This window comes from Azospirillum sp. TSO5 (genome assembly GCF_003116065.1).
Taxonomy (GTDB): Bacteria; Pseudomonadota; Alphaproteobacteria; order Azospirillales; family Azospirillaceae; genus Azospirillum.
In genome coordinates this window covers 51,496-77,861 of sequence record NZ_LGQY01000040.1, presented here as the reverse complement: position 1 = coordinate 77,861, position 26,366 = coordinate 51,496, and the positions used below count along the sequence as shown (strand labels likewise).

Sequence of the window (26,366 nt, the reverse complement as noted above, 5' to 3'; positions counted from 1 at the left end):
CCCCCCCTTCCCCCCCCCCCCCCCGGGGGAGGGGGTGGGGGGGGGGGGGATGCACATACTGGATTTTTGGGAAAGGGCCGCCGTGCGTCCCCCTCACCCTAACCCTCTCCCCGGGGGGGAGAGGGGATCTCGTTCCGCTCGGCGAGATGCGTGCATACCGAAACGCCCAATAGGCGAAGATCAGTGCGGGCAAGTGACCCTCGTCGGTGCCGGCCCCGGCGACCCCGACCTGCTTACCGTCGCTGCCGTCAAGGCGCTCGCCGCCGCCGAGGTCGTGCTCTACGACGCACTGGTCGGCGACGGCATCCTCGACCTCGCCCATCCGAAGGCCGAGCGCATCTGTGTCGGCAAGCGCTCGGGACGGCATTCGTTGCCGCAGGGCGAGATCAACGCGCTGATCGCCTTCCATGCCCGGCGCGGCAAGCGGGTGGTGCGGTTGAAGGGCGGCGACCCGATGGTGTTCGGCCGCGCCGGCGAGGAGATCGAGCATCTCGACAGCCTCGGCATTCCGGTTCGCGTCATCCCCGGCATCACGGCTGCGCTCGGCTGTGCCGCCTCGACCGGGCTGTCGCTGACCAGGCGCGGGGTGTCGCGCGCCGTCACCTTCGTCACCGCCCATGGCCGCGACGGCGAGCGGTTCGAGCCCGACTGGGCGCGGCTGGCCGATCCGCAGGGCACGCTGGCGATCTATATGGGACGCGAGCAGGCGCGCGCGGTCGGCCAGGGCCTGACCGAGGCCGGGCTGCCGGGCGACACGCCGGTTCTGGCGGTGGAAAACGGCTGCCGGGCCGACGAGCGGCGTTACTGGACGACGCTCGGCCGGATGGCGGAGCAGGGGGTGGCCGCCGGCAAGGGGCCGACCCTGCTGCTGGTGGGGGAGGCGCTACGCCCGCGTAAGGTTGGGGCGGCGGACTCCGTTGATCTCCGCGCGTTTGGCGACCTCGCTCAGCGGCTCGATCACGACTGACATGGTGAAGACGGTGGCGTGCAGCAGGTTCGTCCCGTCCACCATCAGGCCGACATGGCCGGGGAAGAAGACGATGTCGCCGCGCTGATAGTCAACGCCGCGACCGTCGTCGGACAGCCACGTCCCCAGCCGCTCGTCCTTGCGCTGCATGCCGCTGCTGTGGTGTGAAACGACGCCGGCCGCCGCCATGGCGGTCAGCGCCAGCCCGGAACAGTCGATGCCGAAGCTGCTGCGCCCGCCCCAGACATAGGGCGTCTCCAGGAAGCGCAGGGCGGTGGCGAGGTGATCGGTCGCGGGAGGGGCGTCCACCGGCTCCAGCCAGCCCGCGAACAGCCACAGCCCGTCGTCGGTGCCGACCCAGCCATTCTCGGCCCGGCCGTCCAGCGTCACCAGCGACCCGAAGCTGAGCGTCACCACCGGCGGCGCCCGGTGCGTCGGCCCAGGATGCAGGTCCGCGCGCAGGGCCCGCACGCGGTGGGTGGGGGCCACCGGCTCCCGATGCGCGGTGCCCGGCGGCAGCCAGCCGACATGGCCGTCGAAGGCGTTCTCGGCCCGCAGCCAGCCGTCACGCTCCTCCAGAATGCGGAAGCGTTCGCCGCGGATCATCTCGCTGGTCTGAGGGACGCCCTGTTGCGGCTCCTCCAGCAGGACGGCGTGCGGGGCGGTCAGTTGGCGCGTGGTCATGGGTGCGGGCCGGGCTTGGTGAAAACCGGCTGCGACGATAGCGCCGCTGCCGATGCTACGCGAGGGATAAAGCGCATCCGTCATTTCAACGGCGTTTCCGTCATTCCGCCGGAAATCTCCAGCGTGACCGGCGCATTGCCCGGTTCAGCCCGGCCGTTCCAGCCGGCACCTTTTGTGTGCGAGCCAAATCGTCAGCTTGGCTCGCCAACACGGATACGGCTGAACAGAGGAGCGCGAGAGATGGCAACGATGAAGGTTCTGGTTCTGGGTGCCGGCAAGATCGGGTCGATGATCGGCACGCTGCTGTCCGAGACCAGTGATTTCGCCGTCACCATCGGCGACCGGGACGACGCGCTGCTGTCCCGCGCCGAACAGGCCGGGCTGCGGGTGACGCGCGTCGATGTGGAGGATCCGGCGTCTCTGCGCGCCGCCATGGCCGGCCAGCATGCGGTGCTGAGCGCCTGCCCCTTCACCCTGACCCCGGCCATCGCCACCGCCGCCGTCGCGGCTGGCGCCCATTACCTGGACCTGACCGAGGATGTCGCCGCCACCCGCAAGGTGAAGTCGCTGGCGGAGACCGCCAACAGCGCGCTGATCCCGCAATGCGGTCTGGCGCCGGGCTTCATTTCCATCGTCGGCCATGACCTCGCCCGCCGCTTCGACGAACTGCACAACCTGCATCTCCGCGTCGGCGCCCTGCCGCAGTACCCGACCAATGCCCTGAAGTACAATCTGACCTGGAGCACCGACGGCCTCATCAACGAATACTGCAACCCGTGCGAGGCAATCGTCGACGGCCGCCCGCACGAGGTGATGCCGCTGGAAGGCGACGAGCGCTTCGCGCTGGACGGCGTCGATTACGAGGCCTTCAACACCTCGGGCGGGCTGGGCTCCCTGTGCGAGACGCTGGCCGGCAAGGTGCGGAACCTCGATTACAAGACGGTGCGCTATCCCGGCCACCGCGACATCGTCCGCCTGCTGATCCGCGACCTGCGGCTGGGCGAGCGGCGCCACCTGCTGAAGGACGTGCTGGAGACGGCGGTGCCGCTGACCCTGCAGGACGTGGTCCTGGTGCTGGCCACCGCCACCGGCATTCAGGAGGGCGAACTGCGGCAGGAGACCTTCGCCACCAAGATCTACAGCAAGCAGATCGCCGGCCGCACCTGGAGCGCCATCCAGGTCACGACCGCCGCCGGCATCTGCGCCGTGCTGGACCTGCTGCGCGAGGGCTCCATCCCGCAGGCCGGCTTCATCCGGCAGGAGCAGGTGCCGCTGGACGCTTTCCTGAACAACCGCTTCGGCCGGCATTACAAGGGCTGAACCCTGTCGGCAGGCGGGCTGATGATCAGCAGCGTGTCCTGGGGCTGGATGATGTAGCGGTTGCGTTCGGTGAAGGGGATGTCGCGGCCGTGGCTGTGGATCTGCACCACCATGCCGCCGGTGACCTCCGCCATCGTCAGCCCGACCTCGTCCGGCTCCGCCCGCCGCTCGCTGAGCACCATCTGCCCGCCGGTCGACATCAGGTCGCACAGGAAGGGGGTGGCGTAGCGTGTCTCCACCGCGTCGGCCATCAGGTAGCCGCCGATCTTCGGCGGCGACACCACCAGATCGGCGCCGCTGAGGTTGGCGAGCTTGATGTTCTCCTCCTGCCTGATGTTCGCCACGATCTTGGTGGCGGCGGACAGGTGGCGCACGGTCAGGATCACCAGGATGGTGGTGTCGTCGCGACCGGTGCTGACGATCACCGCCTTGGCTTTGCCGACGCAGGCCTTGGTCAGCGTCTCTTCGCTGGTGCCGTCGCCGAGAAGGCCGATGAAGCCGGCGTCGGCGGCCAGTTGGATGCGGTCCTCCGAATCGTCGATGACGACGATGTGGTCGGCGGGATGGCCCTTCGAGACGGTCTCCTGCGCCGCGATGAATCCGCTGTGCCCGAAGCCGCACAGCACGATGTGGCCCTGCAGTTGCTTCTGAATGCGGCTCAATCGGAATTCCTCCACGATCCTCTGCACCACCAGCTCGTAGGCGGTGCCGAGAAAGATGAACCAGATGAAGATGCGGATGGGGGTGACGGCGAAGGCGTCGATCAGGCGGGCGGAGTGGCTGACCGGCACGATGTCGCCATAGCCGACGGTGGTCACCGTGATCATGGCGAAGTAGAGGATGTCGGGAAAGCTGATGGTGCCGTCGATCTGGTCCTTCAGCCCGTCACGGTCGAACCAGAACACCGCGATGACCAGCGCGATCAGGACGGCGACGATCCCGATGCGCAGCAGCAGCGTCTTTTCCGCCGACAGGCCGGAGCGGACATGGAGAAGCCGCCCCTTCTTCAGGGACGGCTTGCCTCGTCTTCTGTCCTGTATTCGCCGCTCCACCGGATCCTGTTTCCGCTGTTCGTCCGTTCGGGCTTTCCGCCCGATAGTCTGAACGCGCGAAACCGCGTTCGGGTCGCGGGAGCCGCGCCTTTAAAATTTGAAGACCGCCTCCATTCCGGCGAAGTGGATGGTCTTGGCCGGGCCGCTGTCCTTCAGGAAGGGACCGGGGCGGAACAGCGAATAGGAGATCAGCCCCTCGAAGGAGCGGCCGGAGCTGTAGGACAGCACCAGTTCGCCCTGCGTGCCGACATAGCGCGCCTTTGATGCCGCACCGGAGCGCAGCAGGCCGCCGGTCAGGTCGTACACGCCGTCATCCAGGCTTTCGCGCCAATAGGCGATGGCGGAGGCGGACAGGCTGAACTCGTCGGACAGAGCCAAATCCAGCGACGGGTGCAGGTTCATCAGGTTGTAAGGGCCGATCGGCGTCAGCTCCCCGAAATACTTCGCGCGCGGGAACAGGGGGTTGAAGGTCTCCAGCCGGTCGTCGCGCGGATTGCCGTCGCCGCTGGCGATGTTGGCCTTGAGGCTAAGGCGCGGCTGCAGCGGCAGCGTGGTGAAGCGGTAGCCGCTGTCGGTGGCGAGCGACCAGGCGCGGATCGACCCGCCTCCAGAGGAATTATTGGCAAAGCGGCCGAACTGGCCCATCGCCTCCCAGTTCCAGTCCCAGCCGGCGGCCTTGCCGAAGCTGCGCAGGCCGATGGTGTGGCGCAGTTCGTTGCCCCTGCCGGAGTCAAAGGCGGCGCGGCGGTTGCGGTAGCCGATGTAATAGGCGTCCAGGCCGGCGCTGCCCCCCCAACCCAGATCGAGCGGGCGCGTGGCGTAGAGCGCCCATGCCGTGCGCTTGGCGTCGCGGCCGTCGTCGAACAGCTCCGGCGTCGGCTGGACCGGCCGGCCATAGAAGGCGTCGACCCGCCATGGTCCGGCGCTGACGATCCCCTTCACCGCGTCGAAGGAGCGGGGCACGTTGGCGCCATAGCGGATGGAGATCAGCCGTTCCGACCCATAGGCCAGCATCTGGCGGCCGACGCGCAGCGTGCCCTGGGCATCGCCGAGCGGGGCGTTCAGGTCGGCGAAACCCTGCATCAGGTCGATGCGGTCGGCGTCGGGTGGTGCCAGCGGGTCCAGCTTGCCCGCCGTGCCGGCCATGATGAGCTGGCCAAACAGGCGAAGGCTCTGGCCGACGCGCAGGTCGGCATAGGGCAGGGCACGCCACAGACCGTAGGCGTCGTTGCGCGGCTCGTCCTGGCCCCAACTGCTGTTGCGGATCGCTTCGCTGCGCAGGCGAAGCTCCAGGCCGGTGGAGAGCGAGGCGGTGCCGTCGCCGGTGACCGGGATCGCCTTGAACCGCTCCCAATAGGCGCCGGAGCGGGCCTCGGGCGAGAGCAGGTAGCGGTAATCCTCGTCGAAGCGGGTGTTGGTCAGCGGCGGCGGATCGGCCGGATGGGCCGCATAGGCCGGACCGATCCACAGCAAAAGGGCAACCGCCGCCGCGCGAAGGCGGGCCGACATGGGGCATCTCCGTGATGGCGCTGGACTGCACCGATCCTAGGGAGATGCCGGGCCGGGTGATTGCTCCTTCCGAACCGCTTTTGCCGGTTCTGCGCGCGGCCTTACCCCACCGCCGCCATCGGCGTCGCGGAATCGGCCGTCCGCGTGGTGCCGTAGCGGCGGATCATCGCGGCGCAGAACTCGGCGAACTCCTCGGCCACCTGGGGCGGGCTGGTGTGGTGGGGTTCGACGCCGCGGTGTTCGGGGGTGAAGCAGAAGGTGACGGTGACCTCGAAATCGGCCAGCGCCTCCATCTGGCGGTCGAACCAGTCGAGCGCATTGGGGCGGAAGCTGTCGGCCCAGGACAGGCCGGTGCGCAGGTGGCGGACACCCAAGCGCTTCAGCCAAGCCACCGCCTCGTCAAGCCGGTGATCCTCGTAATGGAACCACTGGCAGATGCCCATCTGGCCGGCATACGGGGCGAAGGCCTCCACCGCCGGTTTCGGCGTACCGTCGGCGCGCAGCAGCCCCATGTGGAAATGGCGGTAGTAGGACGACCCCTCCGCCTCCTTGTGGCGGGTGGTGGCCTCCCAATGGCTGGGCAGGTCGTACAGGCTGTACCAGTGGATGCGCGGCACCTTGCCGATCAGCAGTTCGGCGGTTCGCTTGACGCCCCAGGCCTGCACCTCCTCGGCACCGAAGGAGGAGACGCCGGCCTCGGTCACCCAGATCGGCTTATTGGTGACCGCGCGGATCTCGTCGATCTTGTTCGGCCAGTCATGGATCTGCCAGAGATTCCAGTCGAGCGGGAAGCCATGGACCGCCACCACGTCCACCTCCTCCAACACGCCGCGCTCCTCCAGCCGGCGGACGAAGGACGGGTCGATGGGCGACATGCCGCCCAGCACGCGGGTGATGGTGGAATTCTCCGCCCGGATCGCCTGTCCGGCCAGGATTGTCATGCGGGCGAACAGGTCCCATTCGGGGTCGAGGTTGGGGTCCCAGTGCGACTTGTTGTTGGGCTCGTTCCAGATCTTGGCGGCTTCGATCATCCCTCGGTCCCTTTCGTCACGGCGTCTTCTTTGGGCTGGGCCGGGTACACCGCCCCGGCCTCGGTCGGGCGGTCGACACGGCGGCAGACATAGACCTCGCGTTCCGGATGTTCGGTGATGGCGAAGCCGGCGCTGCGCAGCATGGCCTCGGCGCAGGCGGCGTTGGGCGCCCACCAGTTGGTCCAGTCGCGGGCGTATTCGTGTTCGATGAAATGCAGCTTCGGATAGCCGGGATCGTCGAAGTGATCCTGTTCGAAGAAGTCATAGTCGGCGCGCACCGGCGCCACCTCGGCCGAGCCGCGCTGCATCGACTGGAAAATCATCAGATCCTTGGCGACATGGTCGTGGATCAGGTCGAGCGCCAGCAGCGGGTGGCGCAGGTGATAGAGTACGCCCATGAACAGCACGACGTCGAAGCTTTCGCCGAGCTTGGCGACGTCATAGACCGACATCTTGTGGAATTCGATGTCCTGGCCGGTCACCTCGGCGGCGAACTTGGCCTGGGCCAGATAGCGGTCGTCGAAGTCGATGGCGACCACCCGGTCGGCGCCGCGGCGCTTCATCTCGATGGAATAGAAGCCGCCGTTGCAGCCGATGTCGAGAACGGTGCGGCCGGTCAAATCCTTCGGCACCGTGTGCTCGAATCGCTTCCACTTCACGTTCGGGTAGTCGTTGAGGAAATGGTTGGGCGCCGTGCGCACGCCGTTGAGGTCGATGTTGTGGAACCAGTCGCCGAGTTCGGCCACCCGTTCACGGATCTGGTCGGCCGTCAGGCTCGTCATGCCGCACCCTCGTTGATGCTGTGGACCTTCAGCCCCCAATCGCCGGCGATCAGGACGCTGCGGGAAGCCGGGCTGATTTCGAATCGCCCGTAAAAATCGAGCGGCAGGCCCATGGCGTGGGCCAGCGCCGCCTTGATGATGTCGCCATGGCTGACCAGGGCCAGCGTGCCGCCGGGATGGGCGCGGCGCAGCCGGTCGAGCAGGGACGCGATCCGGGTCTGCGCCTCCGCCATCGATTCGCCGGGCGTGTCGCCGGGAGTGGGGCGGCCATGGCTGCGCGCCCGGTTCCACAGGTCCCAGGCGGGGTCGCCGTGCAGCTCCTCGAACCGCTTGCCGCTCCAGGCGCCGAGGTCGAGTTCGTTCAGCGCCGGTTCGATGGTCAGGGGGAGGGACTGCCGTTCGGCGATGGGGGTGGCGGTCTCGACGGCGCGCTCCAGCGGGCTGGACAGCACGGCGGTCAGGCGTTGGCCCGACAGGCGATCGGCCAGCAAGTCAGCTTCCGCCCGGCCTTGGGCACTCAGCGTCACGCCCGCCATGCGGCCGCACAGGACCGAGCCCAGCCGGTCGTGCGAGCCGTGGCGGATCAGGATGAAGATGGTTTCCATGCCGCCGCTCACATCAGGCGGGTCGGCTTGGGCTCCACAGGTTCGCCGGCGATGAAGCGCAACGTGCGTTCCCGCGCCTCGTGGTCGGTGAACTGTTCGGGCGGCGACTTCATGAAGTAGCTGGACGGGCCGACCAGCGGGCCGGCGATGCCGCGATCCAGCGCCAGCTTGGCACAGCGCACCGCGTCGATGACGATGCCGGCGGAATTCGGGCTGTCCCAGACCTCCAGCTTCAGCTCCACATTCAGCGGAACGCCGCCGAAGGTGGTGCCTTCCAGCCGGATATGCGCCCATTTGCGGTCGGTCAGCCACGGCACATGGTCGCTGGGGCCGACATGCACGTCATCAGGATCGAGCGGCACGTCGAGCTGGCTGGTGACGGCCTGGGTCTTGGAGATCTTCTTCGATTCCAGACGCTCACGCTCCAGCATGTTCTTGAAGTCGGTGTTGCCGCCGAAATTCAACTGATAGGTGCGGTCCAGCCGCACGCCGCGCTCGCGGAACAGGTTGGCCAGCATGCGGTGGACGATGGTGGCGCCGACCTGGCTCTTGATGTCGTCGCCGATGATCGGCAGCCCGCGCTCGGCGAAGCGCCGCGCCCAGACGGGGTTGGAGGCGATGAAGACCGGGATGCAGTTGACGAAGGCGCAGCCGGCTTCCAGCGCCTGTTCGGCGTAGAATTCCGTGGCCTGCTGCGACCCGACCGGCAGGTAGGAGACCAGGATGTCGGTGCCGGTGCGGCGCAGGGTTTCCGCCACATTCACCGGCCGCTGCTCCGATTCGGTGATGTCGCCGGCGAGGTACTTGCCGATGCCGTCCAGCGTCGGGCCGCGGTCCACCTGCACGCCGAAGCGCGGCGGCTTGGCAAAACGGAAAGTATTATTAGGTGGTGCGAAAATAGCCTCTCCGACATCGAACCCCACTTTCGAGGCTGCAACATCGAAGGCCGCAGAAATCTCGATGTCTCCAACGTGATAGCCGCCGAGATCGACAGTCATAAGCCCCGGGGGCGGCTCGTTGGCTTTGGCGTCAGCATAATAGCATATCCCTTGTACAAAAGATGATGCGCAATTCCCGACACCAGCTATTGCTACCCGGAGCTTTTTCCCAGTCACTGAGATCTCCCGTCCTTAAATGCACGTCATTTCACGGAGCGCGGATATTTGTAGACTTTAAAAGGAGTCATCGGAAGATCTGTCGTTGGTAGCAAGCCTTTTGGACGAGGTGCGCAATTTTTCACGCCGGTGTTAACGTCGACAGTACGGCCGACGTGACTCCGACACTGAGTTGCGAGCCGGTCCTGAAATAAAACCGCACAGGGTGCCCTGGGCAACTTGCGGGGACGAGCGGGGGGCTCGCGGTGTCGATGTCCGCAGGCCCTGCCCCTTGTTTCCGCACGTCAACGTCAAGAATCGTATCAAATTCCTCGGAGGGACTTGTGGGAGAGACCGTTCTCGTCACTGGCGGAGCCGGCTTCATCGGCCGCCACGTCGCCAAGGCCCTGCTTGCCCGCGGCGACCGTGTCCGGGTCCTGGACAGCCTGATCGAACAGGTGCACCCGACGCGGCAGCGCCCCGACGAACTGGATGCCGACGTGGAGTTGCTGGTCGGCGACGTGCGCGACGAGGCGATGGTCGCCCGTGCGCTGGAAGGCGTCGATTCGGTGATCCACCTCGCCGCCGAGGTCGGCGTCGGCCAGAGCATGTATGCGGTGGACCGCTACACCTCGGTGAATGATTACGGCACCGCCGTGCTGTTCCAGCGCCTGATCAACAAGCCGGTGCGCCGGGTGGTCGTCGCGTCGTCGATGAGCATCTATGGCGAGGGGCTGTACCGCACCGCCGACGGCACGCTGATGGAGGACGTCGTCCGCGGCGCCCGCAACCCCGACGGTTCCTGGGATCCGCTCGACCAGCAGGGCCGGCCGCTGGTGCCGGTGCGCACCCCGGAAAGCAAGCGCCCGGCGCTGAAGTCGGTCTATGCCATCGGCAAATATGTGCAGGAACGGCTGACGCTGACGCTGACCGCGCAGTATGGGATGGAGGGGTCGGCCCTTCGCCTGTGGAACGCCTATGGGCCGGGGCAGGCGCTGTCGAACCCCTACACCGGCGTGCTGGCGATCTTCGCCTCGCGCATCGCCAACGGCCAGCGCCCGATGATCTTCGAGGACGGGCAGCAGCGCCGCGACTTCGTGCATGTCCGCGACGTCGCCCGCGCCTTCCTGCTGGCGCTGGACAACCCCGCCGCCAACGGCGAGGTGTTCAACATCGGCTCCGGCGAGGAGCGGACGGTGGAGGAGGTGGCGCTGATGCAGGCCGCCTCGATGGGCCGGCCGGACCTGACGCCGGACATCACCGGCAAGGCGCGGGCCGGCGACATCCGCCACAACATCCCCGACCTGACCAAGGCCCGCACCGTGCTCGGCTATGACCGGAAGGAGGATTTCTCCGAAGGGCTGGCCGAGCTGGCCGAGTGGGTCGCCCGGCAGGAGGCGCAGGACCGCGTCGCCGACGCCCGCCGCGAACTGGAAGAGCGGGGTCTGGTGGCATGAGCGGCAACAAGAACCCGGTTCTGATCACCGGCGGCGCCGGATTCATCGGATCGAACCTTGCCGACCGGCTGGCGTCGGACGGGCATGACGTGCTGATCTATGACGCGCTGCGCCGTCCGGGGGTGGAGCGCAACCTGCGCTGGCTGCAGGCCCGCCACCCGTCGCGCATCAGCGCCGTCACCGCCGACCTGCGCGACGAACAGGCGCTGGCCGATGCCGCCAAGGACGCCAAGGCGGTGTTCCATCTGGCCGCCCAGGTCGCGGTGACCACCAGCATGGTCGACCCGGTCGATGATTTCGAGGTGAACATCCGCGGCACCCTGTCCCTGCTGGAGGCGGTGCGCCGAACCGGCAAGCGGACGCCGGTGATCTTCGCCAGCACCAACAAGGTCTATGGCGACCTCGCCGACGTGCCGCTGGAACTGGTGGACGACGCCTATGCGCCCGTCGATCCGGCGATCCGCGCGCATGGCGTGTCGGAGGTCCGGCCGCTCGACTTCCACACCCCTTATGGCTGCTCCAAGGGCGCGGCGGACCAGTATGTGCTGGATTACGCCCGCAGCTTCGACCTGCCGACCGCCGTGCTGCGGATGAGCTGCATTTATGGCCCGCGCCAGATGGGGACGGAGGATCAGGGCTGGGTCGCCCATTTCCTGATCCGCGCGCTGAACGGCGAGCCGATCACCATCTATGGCGACGGCCGGCAGGTGCGCGACGTGCTGTTCGCCGCCGACACGGTGCAGGCCTATGTCTCCGCCTGGGAGCGGATCGAGCAGGTGAAGGGCCGCGCCTTCAACCTGGGCGGCGGGGCGGCGAACGCCATCAGCCTGCGCCAGTTGATCGCCCACATCGAGTATCTGATGGGCCGCAAGGTGGAGGTCAGCTACGGCGACTGGCGGGCCGGCGACCAGCGCTACTACGTGTCGGACACCCGCGCGGCGCGCCACGCGCTGGGGCTGGCCGAGCCGACCGACTGGAAGCGGGGTGTGGCCCTGCTGGCCGAATGGCTGCGGGCGGAGAAGAGCGGCGTGGCCGAAGCGGCTTCCCAAACCGTGTCGCCATCGGTGGAGGCCGCCTGATGAGGGTTGCGCTGGTCAACCCGGCCTGGAGCTTCGACCACAGCATCTATTTCGGATGCCGCGAAGCGCATCTGCCGCTGGAGCTGGGATACAGCAGAGCGCTGCTTGAGCAGGCCGGGCACGAGGTGCTGTTGCTGGACGGTGCGCTGGACGGGCTGTCGAACGCGGAGATGGCGGAGCGGGTCGCTGCCTTCGCCGCCGACATGACCGTGCTGACCACGGCGCCGACCTACCTGTTCTGGCGCTGCGCCCAGCCGGAGCTGCGGGTGCCGCGCGAGTTCCTGACGGCGCTGGGCGGGCGCGGTGGGCGCACCGTCGCGGTCGGGCCGCACGGCTCCACCACCCCGGCGCCGACCTTGCGCAAGCTCGGCGTCGATCTGGTGGTGCGCGGGGAGTGCGAGGAGATCGTCGCCAAGCTGGCGGACGGTTTGGTGCTGGACGAGGTGCCGGCGCTGGCCTTCCAGCGGGACGGCGATCTGGTGGTGACCGGCGGGCCGCATGCCGCGCGCTTCACCGACCTGCCGGCGCTGTCCTGGCCGGTGGAGTGGCTGCAGCGCCATCCGCACCACCACCACCGCTATGGCACCGAGCCGGTCGGGCCGGGGGCGGAGGTGGAGGCGTCGCGCGGCTGCCCGTACAACTGCAGCTTCTGCGCAAAGATCGATTTCCGCGACCAGTACCGGCGGCGCGACACCGCCATCATCCTGCAGGAGATCGACGGGCTGATCGCGGCCGGCGTCCGCTACGTCTATTTCATCGACGAGATCTTCCTGCCCCGGCGCGATCTGCTGGAGGCGCTGGTGGAGCGGCCGATCGAGTTCGGCGTGCAGACGCGCATCGATCTGTGGAAGCCGGAGATGCTCGACCTCTTGGGGGCGGCCGGCTGCGTGTCGATCGAGGCCGGGGTTGAAAGCCTGACCGAGGAAGGCCGCGCCTCGCTCGACAAGAAATGCCGGATGAGCACCGACGATCTGGCCGACCGGCTGATCCATGCCCGGCGCAGCGTGCCCTTCGTCCAGGCCAATTTGATCGCCGTGGCCGGCGACGATGCCGACATGGTCAAGGCCTGGCGCGAGAAGCTGCTGGCCGCCGGGGTGTGGGCCAACGACCCGGTGCCGCTCTACCCCTACCCGGCCTCGCCCGATTACCGCCGCCTGTGGGGCGAGCCGGACGACCGGGCGTGGGAGCGGGCGCACGAGCATTACCTTGGCCAGTTCGAACGCCTGAGCGACATCCAGGAGGACGAGCCCTTGCCGCTGACGGAACTGGAGGCGGCATGCTCCTGCCGCTGACGAGTGCCCAAAGACTATTGCCGCCCGCGGAACCACCCTATGTGCTGATGACGGCCGACAGCGTCGGCGGGGTGTGGACCTATGCGCTGGATCTGGCCCGCGAACTGGCGGGGCAGGGGACGCGGGTGACGCTGGCGGTGCTGGGACCGTCGCCCCACCCCGATCAGGTCGCCGCTGCCGCGGCGGTGGACGGGCTGGAGCTGATCGATACCGGGCTGGCGCTCGACTGGACTGCTCCCGATGAGGCCGCAGTGCGCCGCACGGCGGAGGCGCTGGGCGATCTGGCGGCTAGGCTCGGTCCCGACGTGGTGCATCTGAACAGTCCGGCGCTGGCCGCCGACGCCGGCTTCACCATGCCGGTCGTCGGCGTCTGCCATTCCTGCATGGCAAGCTGGTGGGTGGCGGTGCGCGGCGGCGAGATGCCGGAGGATTTCCGCTGGCGGACGGAGCTGCTGCGCCGCGGCTATCAGGCCTGCGACGTGCTGGTGGCGCCGAGCGCCGCCTTTGCCGAAGCCACTGCGGCGCTCTATGGCGTGGCGCCGCCGGTGGTGGTGCGCAACGGGCGCTATGCCCGCAAGGCCGGCCCCCGGCGGCCTGCGATGGGGCGGGAGCGCTTTGTCTTCACCGCCGGGCGGCTGTGGGATTGCGGCAAGAACGTCGCGCTGCTGGACGTGGCGGCGAAACTGCTGGACGTGCCGGTCTTCGCCGCCGGGCCGCTGGAAAGTCCGACCGGGCATCGGGTGGCGCTGGGCCATGCGCGGGCGCTGGGACGGCTGGATGGCGCGTCGGTCGCCGGATGGATGGCGCGGGCGCCGGTCTTCGCCTCCCTGCCGCTCTACGAGCCGTTCGGGCTGACGGTGCTGGAGGCGGCGCAGGCTGGCTGCGCGCTGGTGCTGTCGGACATCGCCAGCTTCCGAGAGTTATGGGACGGCGCCGCCATCTTTGCCGATCCGGGCGATGCCGGTGCGCTGGCCGCGACGCTGCGCCGGCTGCTGGATGACCCGCTGGAGGCCCGGCGGCTCGGCACTGCCGCCCGCCGACGGGCCGCCCGCTATGACATGGACCGGCTCACCGCCGGGATGCTCGACGTCTATCGGTCGGTGACGCATCCCGTGCGTTCGGAGGTGATCGCGTGAGGATCGTCTATTTCACCCATTCGCTGGCCTCCTGCTGGAATCATGGCAACGCCCATTTTCTGCGCGGGGTGCTGCGCGACCTGATCGCCCGCAGCCATGACGTGCAGGTGCTGGAACCGGAAGGGGCCTGGAGCCTGCAGAACCTGCTGGCCGACCATGGCGAGGCCGGGCTCGACGCCTATCGCACGCTCTATCCGGAGCTGTCCTCGCGCACCATGCCGAAGGGCTTCGACGTGGAGGCGGCTTGCGATGGCGCCGATCTGGTAATCGTCCATGAATGGAACGATCCCGCGCTGGTCGCGGCGGTGGGGGAGGCGCGCAGGCGCGACGGGCGCTTCACCCTGCTGTTCCACGACACCCACCACCGCGCGGCCAGCGAGCCTGAGGCGATCAACGCGTTCGACCTGTCCGGCTATGACGGCGTGCTGGCCTTCGGCGAGACGCTCGCCGCCGTCTACCGTCGTTGGGGCTGGGAAGGGCGCGTCTTCGTCTGGCACGAGGCTGCCGACATCCGGCTGTTCCACCCGCCGGCTGAAGAAGGGCCGCGAGCGGGCGCGGTGTGGATCGGCAATTGGGGCGACGGCGAGCGGACGGAGGAGCTTGAACGCTTCCTGTTCGCGCCGGCCAGGGACGCCGGGCTGCCGCTGGAGATCTACGGCGTGCGCTATCCGGCCGCCGCACTGGCGACGCTGAAGCGCTACGGCATCGCCTACAAGGGCTGGCTGCCGAACGCGCGGGCGCCGGAGATCTTCGCCCGCCACCGCGTCACCGTCCATGTGCCGCGTCGCTTCTATGTCGACAGGCTGCCGGGCATCCCGACCATCCGCGTGTTCGAGGCGCTGGCCTGCGGCATCCCCTTGGTCAGCGCGCCGTGGAGCGATGCCGAGGGGCTGTTCCGCCCCGGCCGCGACTTCCTGTTCGCCCGTGATGGCGAGGAAATGGCCGCCCATCTGCGCGCCGTCGACCAGGACGAGGAGCTGCGCGCCGAGTTGGTCCGCAACGGGCTGGAGACGATCCGCGCCCGCCACACCTGCGCCCACCGCGTCGATGAGCTGCTGTCCATCGTCGGCAGCCTGCGCGGCAATCAAAAAGAACCGGTTCTCGAGGAGTCCGCCCGATGAAGATGGCCTTTTACGGGTCGAGCCTGCTGTCCTCCTACTGGAACGGCGCCGCCACCTATTACCGCGGCATGCTGAGCGAACTGGCCAGGCATGGCTGGGACATCACCTTCTACGAGCCGGACGCCTTCGATCGCCAGAAGCACCGCGACATCGAGCCGCCGGATTATGCCAAGGTCGTCGTCTATGACGCCACGCCGGAGGCCTGCCGCGCGGTGATCGCCGAAGCCGCGAAGGCCGATGTGGTGGTCAAGGCCAACGGCGTCGGCGTCTTCGACAATGAACTGCTGGACGGCGTGATGGATGCCGCCGACCCGCAGGCCCTGCGCATCTATTGGGACGTCGACGCCCCGGCGACGCTGGCGGAGCTGCGGCAGGCGCCCGACCATGTGCTGCGCCGCCGTCTGCCGGAGCTGGACTTCGTGCTGACCTATGGCGGCGGGCCGCCGGTGGTGTCGGCCTACGAGGCGATGGGGGCGCCGGTCTGCCGGCCGATCTACAATGCGCTGGACCCGTCCACCCACCATCCGGTGCCGCCGCAGGACCGCTTCCGCGCCGACCTGAACTTCCTCGGCAACCGGCTGCCCGACCGCGAGGCCCGGGTGGAGCGCTTCTTCCTGGAGCCGGCGGCGCGCAACCCGGAGGCCCGCTACATCATCGGCGGCAGCGGCTGGGAGACCAAGGGCCTGCCGGGCAACGTCACCCACATCGGCCATGTCGGCACCGCCGATCACAACGCCTTCAACACCTCGGCCAAGGCGGTGCTGAACATCGCCCGCGACAGCATGGCGGAGGTCGGCTTCTCCCCCGCCACCCGCGTGTTCGAGGCGGCCGGCGCCGGCGCCTGCCTGATCACCGACGCCTGGGAGGGGGTGGAGCTGTTCTTGGCCCCGGACGAGGAGGTGCTGGTCGCCCGCGACGGGCAGGACGTGACCGAGCATCTGCGGGCGCTGACGCCGGAACGCTCCCGCGCCATCGGCGAGGCGGCACGGCGCCGCATTCTGGCGGGCCACACCTATGCCCGCCGGGCGGTCGAGGTGGACCAGCTGTTGCGCGGCGCGCTGGCCGCCCGCCGGGAACGGAGCGCGGCATGAAGCTGGTCGTCCTGGGGCTCAGCCTGTCCTCCTCCTGGGGCAACGGGCACGCCACCACCTTCCGCGCGCTGCTGAAATCCTTTGCGGCACGCGGGCACGAGATCCTGTTTCTGGAGCGGGACGTGCCCTGGTACGCCGACAACCGCGACCTGCCGAATCCGGGCTGGTGCGAGCTGGCCTTCTATACGGACCTTGAAGATCTGAAGCGCTTCACCGCCGCCGTCGCCGGGGCGGATGCGGTGCTGGTGGGATCTTACGTGCCGGAGGGGGTGGCGGTCGGGCGCTGGGCGCAGGAGGCGGCGCGGGGTGTCGTCGCCTTCTACGACATCGACACGCCGGTGACGCTGGCAAAGCTGGAGCGCGGCGATTACGAGTATCTCGCGCCGGAAATCATCCCCGGCTTTGATGTGTATTTCTCCTTCACCGGCGGGCCGACGCTCGACCGGCTGATGGGGCAATACGGCTCGCCGGCCGCAAGGGCGCTCTACTGCTCGGTCGATGCGGAGGCCTATGCGCCGATGCCGGTGCCCAAGCGCTGGGACCTCAGCTATCTCGGCACCTACAGCATCGACCGGCAGCCGACGCTGGACCGCCTGCTGCTGGAGCCGGCACGCCGGGCGCCGGACCTGCGCTTTGTCGTCGCCGGGCCGCAATATCCCGACGACATCGTCTGGCCGGCCAATGTGGAGCGGCTGCACCATGTGCCGCCGGCCGACCATCCGGCCTTCTACGCGGCGAGCCGCTTCACGCTGAACGTGACGCGCGAGGACATGATCCGCGCCGGCTACAGCCCCAGCGTCCGCCTGTTCGAAGCGGCGGCATGCGCCACGCCGATCATCTCCGACATCTGGGATGGCATCGACACACTGCTGGAGCCGGACCGCGAGATCATCCTGGCGGAAAGCGCCGACGAGGTCCTGGAGGTGCTGCGCCGCCCGGCGGCGGAGGGCGAGATCGGCGAGCAGGCGCGCCGGCGGATCCTGGCCGCGCACACCGCGGCGCACCGGGCCGAGACGCTGGAACGCGAACTGGTCGCGGCGATGGAGCGCGGGCTTGCCCCCACCTAAGCGGCGATTCGTGCGTTGCGGTGTGCTTCAGAACGGCTTGAAGAACGGATCGTCGCCCTCGGACGCGAAATCGACGACAGGCTTCGGGAAGCACTTCAGGTGCTCCGGCTCGAATGGGAGCTGCGGCAGATGCTGCGTCACGATGGCGGCCACGGTGTGGGCCTGCTCCACGTCGCGGGCACGCTTCACCGGATCGCGCCCGTCGTCCTTCGTCCCCAGCCAGAGCTTGTAGAGGGCGAAGGCTCGGGGGTCGGGGCAGGCCATCGGCACAGGCTGGCCATCCTCGCCGACGGCGACCGCCTCGAACTTCGGCGCGTTGGCAACCCACTTCATGTTCACGATTGACGAGGCCAGCAGGTCGCCCTCGCCGAACCCTTCCCGCTCGTCCCGCCAAGGCGGGTTCGCCGCGGCCTTGATGAGATCGACGTAGTAGCCATCGCGGTTGACGGCCCGGAATGACGCCTCGTCCGCTTTTTTGAAGCTGCGGTCAACCGAGCGCAGGACATCGATGACGCTGGCGGGCTCCTCGCCGGTCACCGTCAGCCGCAGCCTCGCCCGCGCCTCCATCAGGATGTCGAGGTCGCCGGTCGCCAGCAGGTCCGTCCGCACGAAAACCCCGGCCGCCGCCTCGTAGGCGTAGATCGCGTTCGTCCCGGCGACGTAGACGTTGTGCCCGAGCAGCCCTTCGCGATCGAGCCGCCGGAGGATCTTCGAGGCGATGGTCGGGACACGGCCGAGATCGACCGCCCGGTTCAACCGGGCCTGCTCGGACAGCCTTCGCGACAAGGAGTCCAGCCGCTCCTTGGCCTCCTCCTTCCCCGTGCGGAACTCCTCGTAGATGCGTTCCGTCTCGGGCGACCGCGGCCCGAGGCTCCGCATCTTACGGACCCCGGTGCCGGGATCGTCGAACACCTTCACCAGATAATCCGCTCCCTTTTCCTCCTTCCACGACAGGCTGCCCGCGTACCCGGCGCGGCGTCGCCAAGCGGCCCGCCAAGCGTCCCACAGCTGTCGCGTGTCAACGAGCATGCGGCGCTGGTTCGCGGTCATCAGGAGCAGTTCGGGCATCTGGTCTCCTCGTTTCTACGGATAAGTACGCTTCTTCATATTTCCGTAGAAACTGGCGACTTTCAATGCCTTATGCGGTTTTCTACAGAATGGGAGCGTGTTCCGGAATTTCGTAGAAACCGAGCTGAAACAGTCTATTGGCAGGGTGTTCGCAACAGGGAGCGTGGGAGATCAGGGAGGGGGCGTAACGCCCCCTCCCACCGACACTTACTTGCTGTAGTCGTAGAAGCCGCGGCCGGTCTTGCGGCCGAGGAAGCCGGCGTCGACCATCTCCTTCAGCAGCGGGGCCGGGCGGTACTTCGGGTCGTTGAAGCCTTCATAGAAGACCTCCATCACCGACAGCATGGTGTCCAAACCGATCAGGTCGGCGAGCGCCAACGGGCCGATCGGGTGGTTGCAGCCGGCCTTCATGCCGGCGTCGATGTCCTCGGCCGTGGCGATGCCTTCCTGCAGCGCGAAGATCGCTTCGTTGATCATCGGGCAGAGGATGCGGTTGACGGCGAAGCCGGGGCTGTTCTTGGCGGTGATCGGCGACTTGCCGACGCGCTTGGCAAACGCCATCGCCTTGGCGTGGGTGTCGTCGCTGGTCTGGATGCCGCGGATGATCTCCAACAGCGCCATCAGCGGCACCGGGTTGAAGAAGTGCAGGCCGATGAAGCGATCCGGACGGTCGGTGGCCGTCGCCAGCTTGGTGATGGAGATCGACGAGGTGTTGGTGGCGACCAGCGCCTCCGGCTTCAGGGTCGCGCAGAGATCCTTCAGGATCTTGACCTTCAGGTCCTCGTTCTCGGTCGCGGCCTCGATCACCAGATCGCAAGCAGCCAGCTTCGACTTGTCGGTGGTGGCGGTGATGCGCGCCAGGGCCGCTTCGCGGTCGGCGGCGGTCATCTTCTCCTTCTTGACCAGACGGTCCAGGCTGCCGGCGACGGTCGACAGGCCGCGCTGCACCGCTGCCTCGGAGATGTCGGTCATCACCACCGTCAGGCCGGCGACGGCGCAGACCTGGGCGATGCCGTTACCCATCTGTCCGGCGCCGATGACGCCGATGGTCTCGATTCCCATGCTCTCGGCCATGTTTCTTGTCCCTATCGTTGAGCGCGTGCGTTGGTTCGCAGATGCAGCATCTTCTACACGTTTTTTCGTTGCGCTGCGATGACTTGTCGTATGCGGCAAGGCGGGCTCCACCCGGCGCGGCGACCTGCCGCAGCCCTGCCATCGGCGGAAATCCGCCGACTGCTAGAGCCGGGACGGCGGATTTCCGCCGAAAAAATCTGTGGTCGGAAAGGCCGGGTCCAGGCTTTTCAACTGTTTGCGCAGCGAACTGATTATGGCACGCCGCTTGCTCTCTCCTTGGTCAACCGCGGCGACGGGTCGCGGACCAAGCCCCATGGGAGAGACCAGATGCTCAGGAAGACCCTGCTTGCCGCCACCGCCTTCGCCGCCGCCGCGCTCGCCACCCAGGCCGCCTCGGCCGCCGATCTGGTCCGACTCGGCAACCTGAAATTCGCCCATTACGGCGCGGTTTCCTACATGAAGGAGATCGCCGGCAAGTACGACCTGAAGATCGAAGAGCGGGTCTTCGCCAAGGGCATCGACATCCTGCCGGCCATCGTGGCGGGCGAGATCGACGTCGCCGCCAGCGCCGTCGACGCCGCCATCGCCGGTCGCGCGTCGGGCGTGCCGATCTATGCGGTGGCCGGCTTCGCCAAGGGTGGCGCCCGCATCGTCGCCAAGCCGGACGCCGGCATCAAGAGCATCGCCGACCTGAAGGGCAAGAAGGTCGCCACCCCGCGCGGCGGCGCCCAGGAGCTGATCCTGCTGGCCGAGCTGTCGAAGCATGGGCTGAGCTGGTCCGACCGTCCGGGCAAGGACGTGCAGATCGTCTACATGGCTTATGCCGACATGAATCAGGCCCTGCTGGCCGGCAGCATCGACGCCATGTCGCAGTCCGAGCCGCAGTCGAGCCAGGCCATCAACAAGGGCTTCGGCGTCGAGGTGGTGAAGCCCTACGACACCGAACTGGGCGAGCCGGTGCGGTCGCTGGTGGTCACCGAGGATTTCTACAAGAAGAAGCCGGACGTCGCCCAGCGGCTGGTCCGCTGCTTCGTCGAGGCGACGGCGACCTTCATCGCCAATCCCGATCTGGCCGAGACCTATGTCCGCGAGAAGATGTTCAAGGGCCAGCTGAGCAGCCAGGACTTCAAGGACGCCATCGGCAACTCGCCCTACAGCTACGACATCTCGGTCCATCACGTGCAGGTCACGACCGACATGATGCAGAAGTTCGGCGTCGGCCGCATGGACACCCCGCCGAAGGCCGAGGATTGGGTGAAGCTGGACCTGCTGGAGAAGGCGAAGGCCGGCGCCAAGGCGGCTGATGCCGGCACCGTGAAGGCGAACTGAGCCACACCCAGCGGAAGGAGGACGCCCGATGTCCCAAGCCAAGTCCCGTTTCTCGCCCGCCGCCGTCGCACGCGGCGCCCTGGTTCCGGTCCTCGCCATCGCGCTGTGGCAGGCCCTGTCCAGTTCCGGCCTGATCAACCAAGTGGTTCTGCCGTCGCCCGTCGCGGTGGTGGAGCGCTGGTGGGCCTATCTGCTGCCGACCGAGCCCTATGATCCGGCGCAATCCAGCTGGATCCTGTGGGCGCTGTCGGGCGAGATGCTGTTCGACGCCTGGTCCAGCCTGTACCGCGTGGTGCTGGGCTTCGCCGTCGGCGCCGGGCTGGCCCTTCCGCTGGGTCTCGCCATGGGCGGCAACCCGCGCATCTACGCGCTGTTCGATCCGCTGATGCAGGTGCTGCGGCCGATCCCGCCCATCGCCTACATCCCGCTGTCGATCCTGTGGTTCGGGCTGGGCAACCCGCCGGCAATCTTCCTGATCGCCATCGGCGCCTTCTTCCCGGTGCTGATGAACACCATCGCCGGGGTGCGCCATGTCGACGGCATCTATCTGCGCGCCGCCCGCAACCTGGGCGCCGGCCGGCTGACCATGTTTGTCCGCGTCATCCTGCCGGCGGCCACCCCCTATATCCTGGCCGGCGCCCGGATCGGCATCGGCACCGCCTTCATCGTCGTCATCGTGTCGGAGATGATCGCCGTCAACTCCGGCCTCGGCTTCCGCATCCTAGAAGCGCGCGAGTTCATGTGGTCGGACAAGATCATCGCCGGGATGTTCACCATCGGCCTGCTGGGTCTCGCCATCGACATCGGCATGAACCGCCTGAACAACCACCTGCTGCGCTGGCACCGCGGGCTTGAGAATTGATGGGGAGGGACTGGAGATGATGTCCATGCTGAAGACCGTTGCCGACACCACGCCCGTTCCCGACACCGCGCCCGTGCAGATCCAGGTGCGCGGGGTGGAGAAGACCTTCTCCGTCGGTGCGCAGAAGATCGTCGCCCTGCAGAACATCGACCTCGACATCCGCAAGGGCGAGTTCGTCTGCCTGCTGGGTCCGTCGGGCTGCGGCAAGTCCACGCTGCTGAACGCGGTGGCTGGGTTCCAGCCGCCGACGAAGGGCACCGTCACCGTCGATGGCCGCACCATCACCGAACCCGGTCCCGACCGCGGCATGGTGTTCCAGGAATATGCCCTGTTCCCCTGGATGACGGTGGCGCAGAACGTCGCCTTCGGCCTGGAGATCAAGGGGATGTCCAAGGCCGAGATCGCGGAGCGGGTGGAGTGGCTGCTGCAGAAGCTGCACCTGCAGGACTTCCGCAACCGCTTCCCCAAGGATCTGTCGGGCGGCATGCGCCAGCGCGTCGCCATCGCCCGCGTGCTGGCGCTCGACAGCCCGATCCTGCTGATGGACGAGCCGTTCGGCGCGCTCGACGCCCTGACCCGCCGCACCCTTCAGGACGAGCTGCTGCGCATCTGGGAGGAGGTCGGCAAGACCATCCTGTTCGTCACCCACTCCATCGAGGAGAGCATTTATCTGGCCGACCGCATCATCGTGATGACCTACCGGCCGGGCACCATCAAGCGCGACGTGCTGGTCGACATGCCGCGTCCCCGCGACGGCTCCGCCCCGGAGTTCAACCGCCTGAAGCGCGAGCTGTCCCAGATGGTGATGGAGGAGCAGCAGCGCTTCAGCCAGGACGAGATCCGCTCCGTCACCGCGGATTGAGGGACGGCGGACAGGACGGCAAAGGAGGGGCGCCCCGATGTGGGCGCCCTTTTCGTGTCAGAGCTTCGCCGCCTCCTCGGCCATCCGTTGCCGCAGCCAGCCGTGGGAGGGGGAGCCGGTGTTGCGGCGGTGCCAGATCATCGACACCTCGTAATCGCCGACGTCGAAGGGCAGCGGGCTGGTGGCGAGCCCCAGCGCATCGGCGCACAATTGGGCCAGCCGGGCGGGCAGCGAGGTCAGCATCGGCGCCTGGGTCAGGATCATCGGGATCGCCAGGAACTGGGTGGTGGAGGCGGCGACGCGCCGCCTTGTGCCCAGCGCCGCCAGTTCGTCGTCGATGAAGCTGGTCAGCCCGCCGCGCAACGACGGCATCAGGTGCGGATAGCGGGTGTAGTCCTCCAGCCCGATCGGTGGGGTGACGGGCACAAGCGCCGGATTGAACAGGCAGACATGGGTTTCCCGGTACAGCACCTGCCGGTCGTGCCAGCGCCGCAGCTCCGGCAGATAGCCGATGGCGAGGTCCAGCGTGCCGTCGTCCAACGCGGTCATCATCGCGTCGGGATCGAGGCTGAGCAGCGAGACCGTGACGCGCTGGTTGCCCTCCACCGCATCGCGCAGGATGCCGGTCAGCAGCACCGCCTGCATCGAATCGGAGGTGGAGATGGTGAAATTCCGCTCCTCCCGCTGGGGGTCGAAATCCTCCTCCGCCGACAGGGCGCGGGCGGCCCCCACCAGCAGGTCGCGCAGCGGTTCGGCCAGACGCTGGGCGCGCGGCGTCGGCTCCATCCGGTTGCCGGTGCGCACGAACAGCGGGTCGCCGACCAGCGTGCGCAGCCGGGCCAGCGCGTGGCTGACCGCCGACTGACTGACGCCCAGCGCGTCGGCGGCGCGGGAGACGTTGCGGGTCTCCAAGAGCGCGTCGAACACCTTGATGAGGTTGAGATCGAGCGCGGGGTTATGAATAGCTTTCATGACGATATGAACCAAAGCCACCTACTTCATTGTGCACTGGACGGTGTATTCTGTCGAGGCAGAGCTGACCCAACAGCCGACAATCAAAAAACTTTCAATTCCTAGCCAACGCCCATAGCCGGGCAGCGGACCTGTCGTCGCCCCCAAAAAGCCGGCGGTTCCGTTCAGGGAGAAAGAGGCAAGAGCCATGGTTCGCATCAACGTCAACGGTGAGGAGCGTCAGGTCGACGTTCCGGAGGACATGCCGCTCCTGTGGGTTCTGCGGGACGAGCTGAACATGACCGGCACCAAGTTCGGTTGCGGCATCGCCCAGTGCGGCGCCTGCACCGTCCATGTCGACGGCACGCCGACCCGCGCCTGCCAGACCCCCGTCAGCATGCTGACGCCGGACAGCAAGATCACCACCATCGAGGGCGTGAAGGGCAAGGCCGCCCAGGCCGTCCAGGCGGCGTGGCAGAAGCTGGACGTCGTCCAGTGCGGCTACTGCCAGTCGGGCCAGATCATGAGCGCCATCGCGCTGCTGACCGACAACCAGAACCCCTCCGACCAGGACATCGATTCGGCGATGGACGGCAATGTCTGCCGCTGCGCCACCTATGTCCGAATCCGCGCGGCGATCAAGGATGCCGCCCAGACGATGAGGGCCTGATCCATGCTGCATCATCTGATCCGCCACGCCGCCGAGCATGGGTTTCCGGAGTCCGGTTTCGCTCCCGGTCCGCTGCCGGCCCCCTCGCGCCGCGGCTTCCTGAAGGCGATCGGCGTCGGGGCCGGCGCGCTGGTCATCGGCGCGCACCTGCCCATGCCGGCGCTGGCCGCCGAAGCCGCGCCGAAGATCGTCGGACCGGCCGACCCGCGCCCGCATGCCTTCATCATCGTCGCGCCGGACAACACGGTCACCGTGCTGGCCAAGCATCTGGACAAGGGCCAGGGCATCGTCACCGGCCTCGCCACCATCGCGGCGGAGGAGCTTGACGCCGACTGGTCCCAGGTGCGCGGCGCCTTCGCGCCGGCCAACCAGAAGCTGTACGCCAACCATATGTTCGGCGTCCAGGGCACCGGCGGCTCCACCGCCGTCGCCAACAGCTGGGACGAGCTGCGCATGGCCGGCGCCGCCGCCCGCGCCATGCTGGTCGCCGCCGCCGCCGCCCGCTGGAACGTGCCGGCCGGCGAGGTGACGGTGTCGAAGGGCGTGGTCCGCCATGCCGCCAGCAACCGCAGCCTGACCTTCGGCGAGCTGGCGGAGGAGGCATCGAAGCTGCCGGTCCCGCAGCAGGTCAAGCTGAAGGACCAAAAGGATTATGTGCTGATCGGCAACCCGGACCTGCACCGTCTGGACCATGTCAGCAAGACCAACGGCACCGCCATCTTCGCCATGGACATCCGCCGTCCGGGTCAGGTGACGGCGGTGCTGGCCCGCAGCCCGCGCTTCGGCGGCACGGTGAAGAGCGTCGATGACGCCGCCGCCCGCAAGGTGCCGGGCGTCATCGAGGTGCTGACCCTGCCGGTCGGCGTCGCGGTGATCGCGAAGAACACCTGGGCGGCCATCAAGGGCCGCGAGGCGCTGACGGTCGCCTGGGACGATGCCAAGGCCGAGACCCGCGGCACCGACGCCATGCTGGCCGACTATCGCAAGGCGGCGGAGAAGCCGGGTGACGTCGCCGCCGCCAAGGGCGATGCGGAGAAGGCGATCGCCGACGCCAAGGCCAAGGGCGGCCATGTGGTGGAGGGCGAGTTCGTCTTCCCCTACCTCGCCCACGCGCCGATGGAGCCGCTGAACGCCGTGGTGGCGCTGAACCCGGAGGGTGGCTGCACCATCTGGGCCGGGTCGCAGTTCCAGACGGTCGAGCAGATGACCGCCGCCCACATCCTGGGCTGCAAGCCGGAGCAGGTGAAGATCGAGACCCAGTGGGCCGGCGGCAGCTTCGGCCGGCGCGCCACCCCCAGCGCCGACTACATCGCCGAGGCGGTGACCATCGCCAAGGCCTATCCCAAGGCCCCGGTGCATCTGGTCTGGACGCGCGAGGACGACATCAAGGGCGGCCGCTACCGTCCGCTGGTCCTGCACCGGATCACGGCGGCGGTCGATGCCAAGGGCGATCTGGTCGGCTGGAAGCAGCGGATCGTCGGCCAGAGCTTCATGGCCGGCACGCCGTTCGAAGCGGTGATGATCAAGAACGGTGTCGACGCGACGATGGTCGAGGGCGCCTCGGACATGGCCTATCCGGTGGCGAACCTTGCGGTCGACGCGCACACCGTCGCCTCGCCGGTCACGACGCTGTGGTGGCGCTCGGTCGGGCACACCCACACGGCTTATGCCAAGGAGGTGATGATCGACCGCCTCGCCAAGGCGGCCGGCAAGGACCCGGTGGCCTTCCGCATGGAGATGCTGAAGGACCATCCGCGTCTGGCCGGCGTGCTGAAACTGGCGGCGGAGAAGGCCGGCTGGGGCCAGCCGCTGCCGCAGGGCAAGGGCCGCGGCGTCGCCGTGCATGAAAGCTTCAACACCTATGTCGCCCATGTCGCCGACGTGTCGGTCGACGCCAAGGGTCAGATCAAGGTGGATCGGGTGGTCGTCGCCGTCGATTGCGGCGAGGTCGTCAACCCCGACATCGTCAAGGCGCAGATGGAGGGCGGCGCCGGCTGGGGCATCGGCCATGCGCTGCGGGACGAGATCACCATGACCGACGGTAAGGTGGATCAGGCCAACTTCGACAGCTATCTGCCGATGCGGATGTCGGACATGCCGGCGGTGGAGGTCCACATCGTGCCGTCGCATGAACGGCCGACCGGTGCCGGCGAGCCCGGCGTTCCGACGGTGGCGCCGGCGGTGGCGAACGCCGTCTTCTCGGTGACCGGACAGCCGCTGCAGACGCTGCCCTTCAGCCGTGGCGGCATCGTCAGCTGAGTAG

General features: G+C 68.0%; 24 protein-coding genes. 14 read left to right on the top strand and 10 right to left on the bottom strand.

Annotation, left to right across the window (positions count from 1 at the left end):
• The first annotated feature begins 193 nt into the window (after positions 1-193).
• Positions 194-967 (top strand): uroporphyrinogen-III C-methyltransferase, encoded by a 774-nt coding sequence (cobA, locus tag TSO5_RS12795; RefSeq protein ID WP_109151954.1) that lies wholly within the window; start codon positions 194-196, stop codon positions 965-967.
• Here cobA and TSO5_RS12790 read toward each other — a convergent pair.
• Complete coding sequence (locus TSO5_RS12790; RefSeq protein ID WP_109151963.1) at positions 884-1,651, bottom strand: NlpC/P60 family protein; 768 nt, start codon at positions 1,649-1,651, stop codon at positions 884-886. The genes cobA and TSO5_RS12790 overlap by 84 nt on opposite strands.
• A gap of 240 nt (positions 1,652-1,891) precedes the next feature.
• Here TSO5_RS12790 and TSO5_RS12785 point away from each other — a divergent pair, with 240 nt between their 5' ends.
• Positions 1,892-2,971 carry a saccharopine dehydrogenase C-terminal domain-containing protein gene (locus TSO5_RS12785; RefSeq protein WP_109151953.1) on the top strand — a complete coding sequence of 360 codons (1,080 nt, stop codon included), beginning with the start codon at positions 1,892-1,894 and terminating at the stop codon, positions 2,969-2,971.
• Here the strand turns inward: TSO5_RS12785 and TSO5_RS12780 are convergent.
• The 6 genes from TSO5_RS12780 to TSO5_RS12755 form a co-directional block, all read right to left on the bottom strand.
• Positions 2,959-4,023 carry a potassium channel protein gene (locus TSO5_RS12780; protein WP_109151952.1) on the bottom strand — a complete coding sequence of 355 codons (1,065 nt, stop codon included), beginning with the start codon at positions 4,021-4,023 and terminating at the stop codon, positions 2,959-2,961. The genes TSO5_RS12785 and TSO5_RS12780 overlap by 13 nt on opposite strands.
• 90 nt (positions 4,024-4,113) lie before the next feature.
• Entirely contained in the window at positions 4,114-5,532 is a 1,419-nt protein-coding gene (locus TSO5_RS12775) for an alginate export family protein (RefSeq protein ID WP_109151951.1), read from the bottom strand.
• A gap of 101 nt (positions 5,533-5,633) precedes the next feature.
• Positions 5,634-6,563, bottom strand: coding sequence for a beta-xylosidase (locus TSO5_RS12770; protein ID WP_109151950.1), 930 nt, complete (start codon positions 6,561-6,563; stop codon positions 5,634-5,636).
• Positions 6,560-7,345, bottom strand: coding sequence for a TIGR04290 family methyltransferase (locus TSO5_RS12765; RefSeq protein ID WP_109151949.1), 786 nt, complete (start codon positions 7,343-7,345; stop codon positions 6,560-6,562). Before TSO5_RS12765 ends, TSO5_RS12770 begins: the two co-directional genes overlap by 4 nt.
• Positions 7,342-7,950, bottom strand: a complete 609-nt coding sequence (locus TSO5_RS12760; RefSeq protein WP_109151948.1) for a histidine phosphatase family protein — start codon at positions 7,948-7,950, stop codon at positions 7,342-7,344. The genes TSO5_RS12765 and TSO5_RS12760 overlap by 4 nt, the downstream gene beginning before the upstream one ends.
• An 8-nt stretch (positions 7,951-7,958) precedes the next feature.
• Positions 7,959-8,948, bottom strand: a complete 990-nt coding sequence (locus TSO5_RS12755; RefSeq protein ID WP_247870729.1) for a myo-inositol-1-phosphate synthase — start codon at positions 8,946-8,948, stop codon at positions 7,959-7,961.
• A gap of 440 nt (positions 8,949-9,388) precedes the next feature.
• Here TSO5_RS12755 and TSO5_RS12750 point away from each other — a divergent pair, with 440 nt between their 5' ends.
• From TSO5_RS12750 to TSO5_RS12720, 7 genes are read left to right on the top strand one after another with little or no spacing between them, the layout of a single operon-like run.
• Positions 9,389-10,501, top strand: a complete 1,113-nt coding sequence (locus TSO5_RS12750; RefSeq protein WP_199230879.1) for an SDR family NAD(P)-dependent oxidoreductase — start codon at positions 9,389-9,391, stop codon at positions 10,499-10,501.
• Complete coding sequence (locus TSO5_RS12745; protein ID WP_109151945.1) at positions 10,498-11,580, top strand: SDR family NAD(P)-dependent oxidoreductase; 1,083 nt, start codon at positions 10,498-10,500, stop codon at positions 11,578-11,580. The genes TSO5_RS12750 and TSO5_RS12745 overlap by 4 nt, the downstream gene beginning before the upstream one ends.
• The gene (locus TSO5_RS12740; RefSeq protein ID WP_109151944.1) at positions 11,580-12,872 is read left to right on the top strand and encodes a TIGR04295 family B12-binding domain-containing radical SAM protein; all 1,293 of its coding nucleotides are present in this window, start codon (positions 11,580-11,582) and stop codon (positions 12,870-12,872) included. Before TSO5_RS12745 ends, TSO5_RS12740 begins: the two co-directional genes overlap by 1 nt.
• A 47-nt stretch (positions 12,873-12,919) precedes the next feature.
• Positions 12,920-14,008 (top strand): glycosyltransferase family 4 protein, encoded by a 1,089-nt coding sequence (locus TSO5_RS12735; protein WP_247870731.1) that lies wholly within the window; start codon positions 12,920-12,922, stop codon positions 14,006-14,008.
• Positions 14,005-15,129: a glycosyltransferase gene (locus tag TSO5_RS12730; RefSeq protein WP_109151942.1), complete on the top strand. Its 1,125-nt coding sequence runs from the start codon at positions 14,005-14,007 to the stop codon at positions 15,127-15,129. The genes TSO5_RS12735 and TSO5_RS12730 overlap by 4 nt, the downstream gene beginning before the upstream one ends.
• Positions 15,126-16,220 (top strand): glycosyltransferase, encoded by a 1,095-nt coding sequence (locus TSO5_RS12725; RefSeq protein WP_109151941.1) that lies wholly within the window; start codon positions 15,126-15,128, stop codon positions 16,218-16,220. The genes TSO5_RS12730 and TSO5_RS12725 overlap by 4 nt, the downstream gene beginning before the upstream one ends.
• Positions 16,217-17,287: a glycosyltransferase gene (locus TSO5_RS12720; RefSeq protein WP_109151940.1), complete on the top strand. Its 1,071-nt coding sequence runs from the start codon at positions 16,217-16,219 to the stop codon at positions 17,285-17,287. Before TSO5_RS12725 ends, TSO5_RS12720 begins: the two co-directional genes overlap by 4 nt.
• Positions 17,288-17,314: 27 nt before the next feature.
• On the opposite strand, the gene TSO5_RS12715 is transcribed toward TSO5_RS12720, so the two are convergent.
• The gene (locus TSO5_RS12715) at positions 17,315-18,355 is read right to left on the bottom strand and encodes a nucleotidyltransferase domain-containing protein (protein ID WP_109151939.1); all 1,041 of its coding nucleotides are present in this window, start codon (positions 18,353-18,355) and stop codon (positions 17,315-17,317) included.
• Between the two features lie 207 nt (positions 18,356-18,562).
• A complete protein-coding gene (locus TSO5_RS12710) occupies positions 18,563-19,429 on the bottom strand; it encodes a 3-hydroxybutyryl-CoA dehydrogenase (protein WP_199230878.1) in 867 nt (288 codons plus the stop codon).
• 327 nt (positions 19,430-19,756) lie between these two features.
• Here TSO5_RS12710 and TSO5_RS12705 point away from each other — a divergent pair, with 327 nt between their 5' ends.
• From TSO5_RS12705 to TSO5_RS12695, 3 genes are read left to right on the top strand one after another with little or no spacing between them, the layout of a single operon-like run.
• Entirely contained in the window at positions 19,757-20,758 is a 1,002-nt protein-coding gene (locus TSO5_RS12705; protein ID WP_109151938.1) for an ABC transporter substrate-binding protein, read from the top strand.
• Positions 20,759-20,786: 28 nt separating this feature from the next.
• A complete protein-coding gene (locus TSO5_RS12700) occupies positions 20,787-21,620 on the top strand; it encodes an ABC transporter permease (protein WP_109151937.1) in 834 nt (277 codons plus the stop codon).
• A gap of 25 nt (positions 21,621-21,645) precedes the next feature.
• Positions 21,646-22,482 (top strand): ABC transporter ATP-binding protein, encoded by an 837-nt coding sequence (locus tag TSO5_RS12695; protein ID WP_109151961.1) that lies wholly within the window; start codon positions 21,646-21,648, stop codon positions 22,480-22,482.
• 57 nt (positions 22,483-22,539) lie between these two features.
• On the opposite strand, the gene TSO5_RS12690 is transcribed toward TSO5_RS12695, so the two are convergent.
• The gene (locus TSO5_RS12690; RefSeq protein ID WP_109151936.1) at positions 22,540-23,454 is read right to left on the bottom strand and encodes a LysR family transcriptional regulator; all 915 of its coding nucleotides are present in this window, start codon (positions 23,452-23,454) and stop codon (positions 22,540-22,542) included.
• A gap of 187 nt (positions 23,455-23,641) precedes the next feature.
• Between TSO5_RS12690 and TSO5_RS12685 the strand changes: the two genes are divergently transcribed.
• Together TSO5_RS12685 and TSO5_RS12680 are read left to right on the top strand one after the other, a co-directional pair.
• A complete protein-coding gene (locus TSO5_RS12685; protein WP_109151935.1) occupies positions 23,642-24,103 on the top strand; it encodes a (2Fe-2S)-binding protein in 462 nt (153 codons plus the stop codon).
• 3 nt (positions 24,104-24,106) lie between these two features.
• Entirely contained in the window at positions 24,107-26,362 is a 2,256-nt protein-coding gene (locus TSO5_RS12680) for a xanthine dehydrogenase family protein molybdopterin-binding subunit (RefSeq protein ID WP_199230877.1), read from the top strand.
• Positions 26,363-26,366 lie beyond the last annotated feature (4 nt).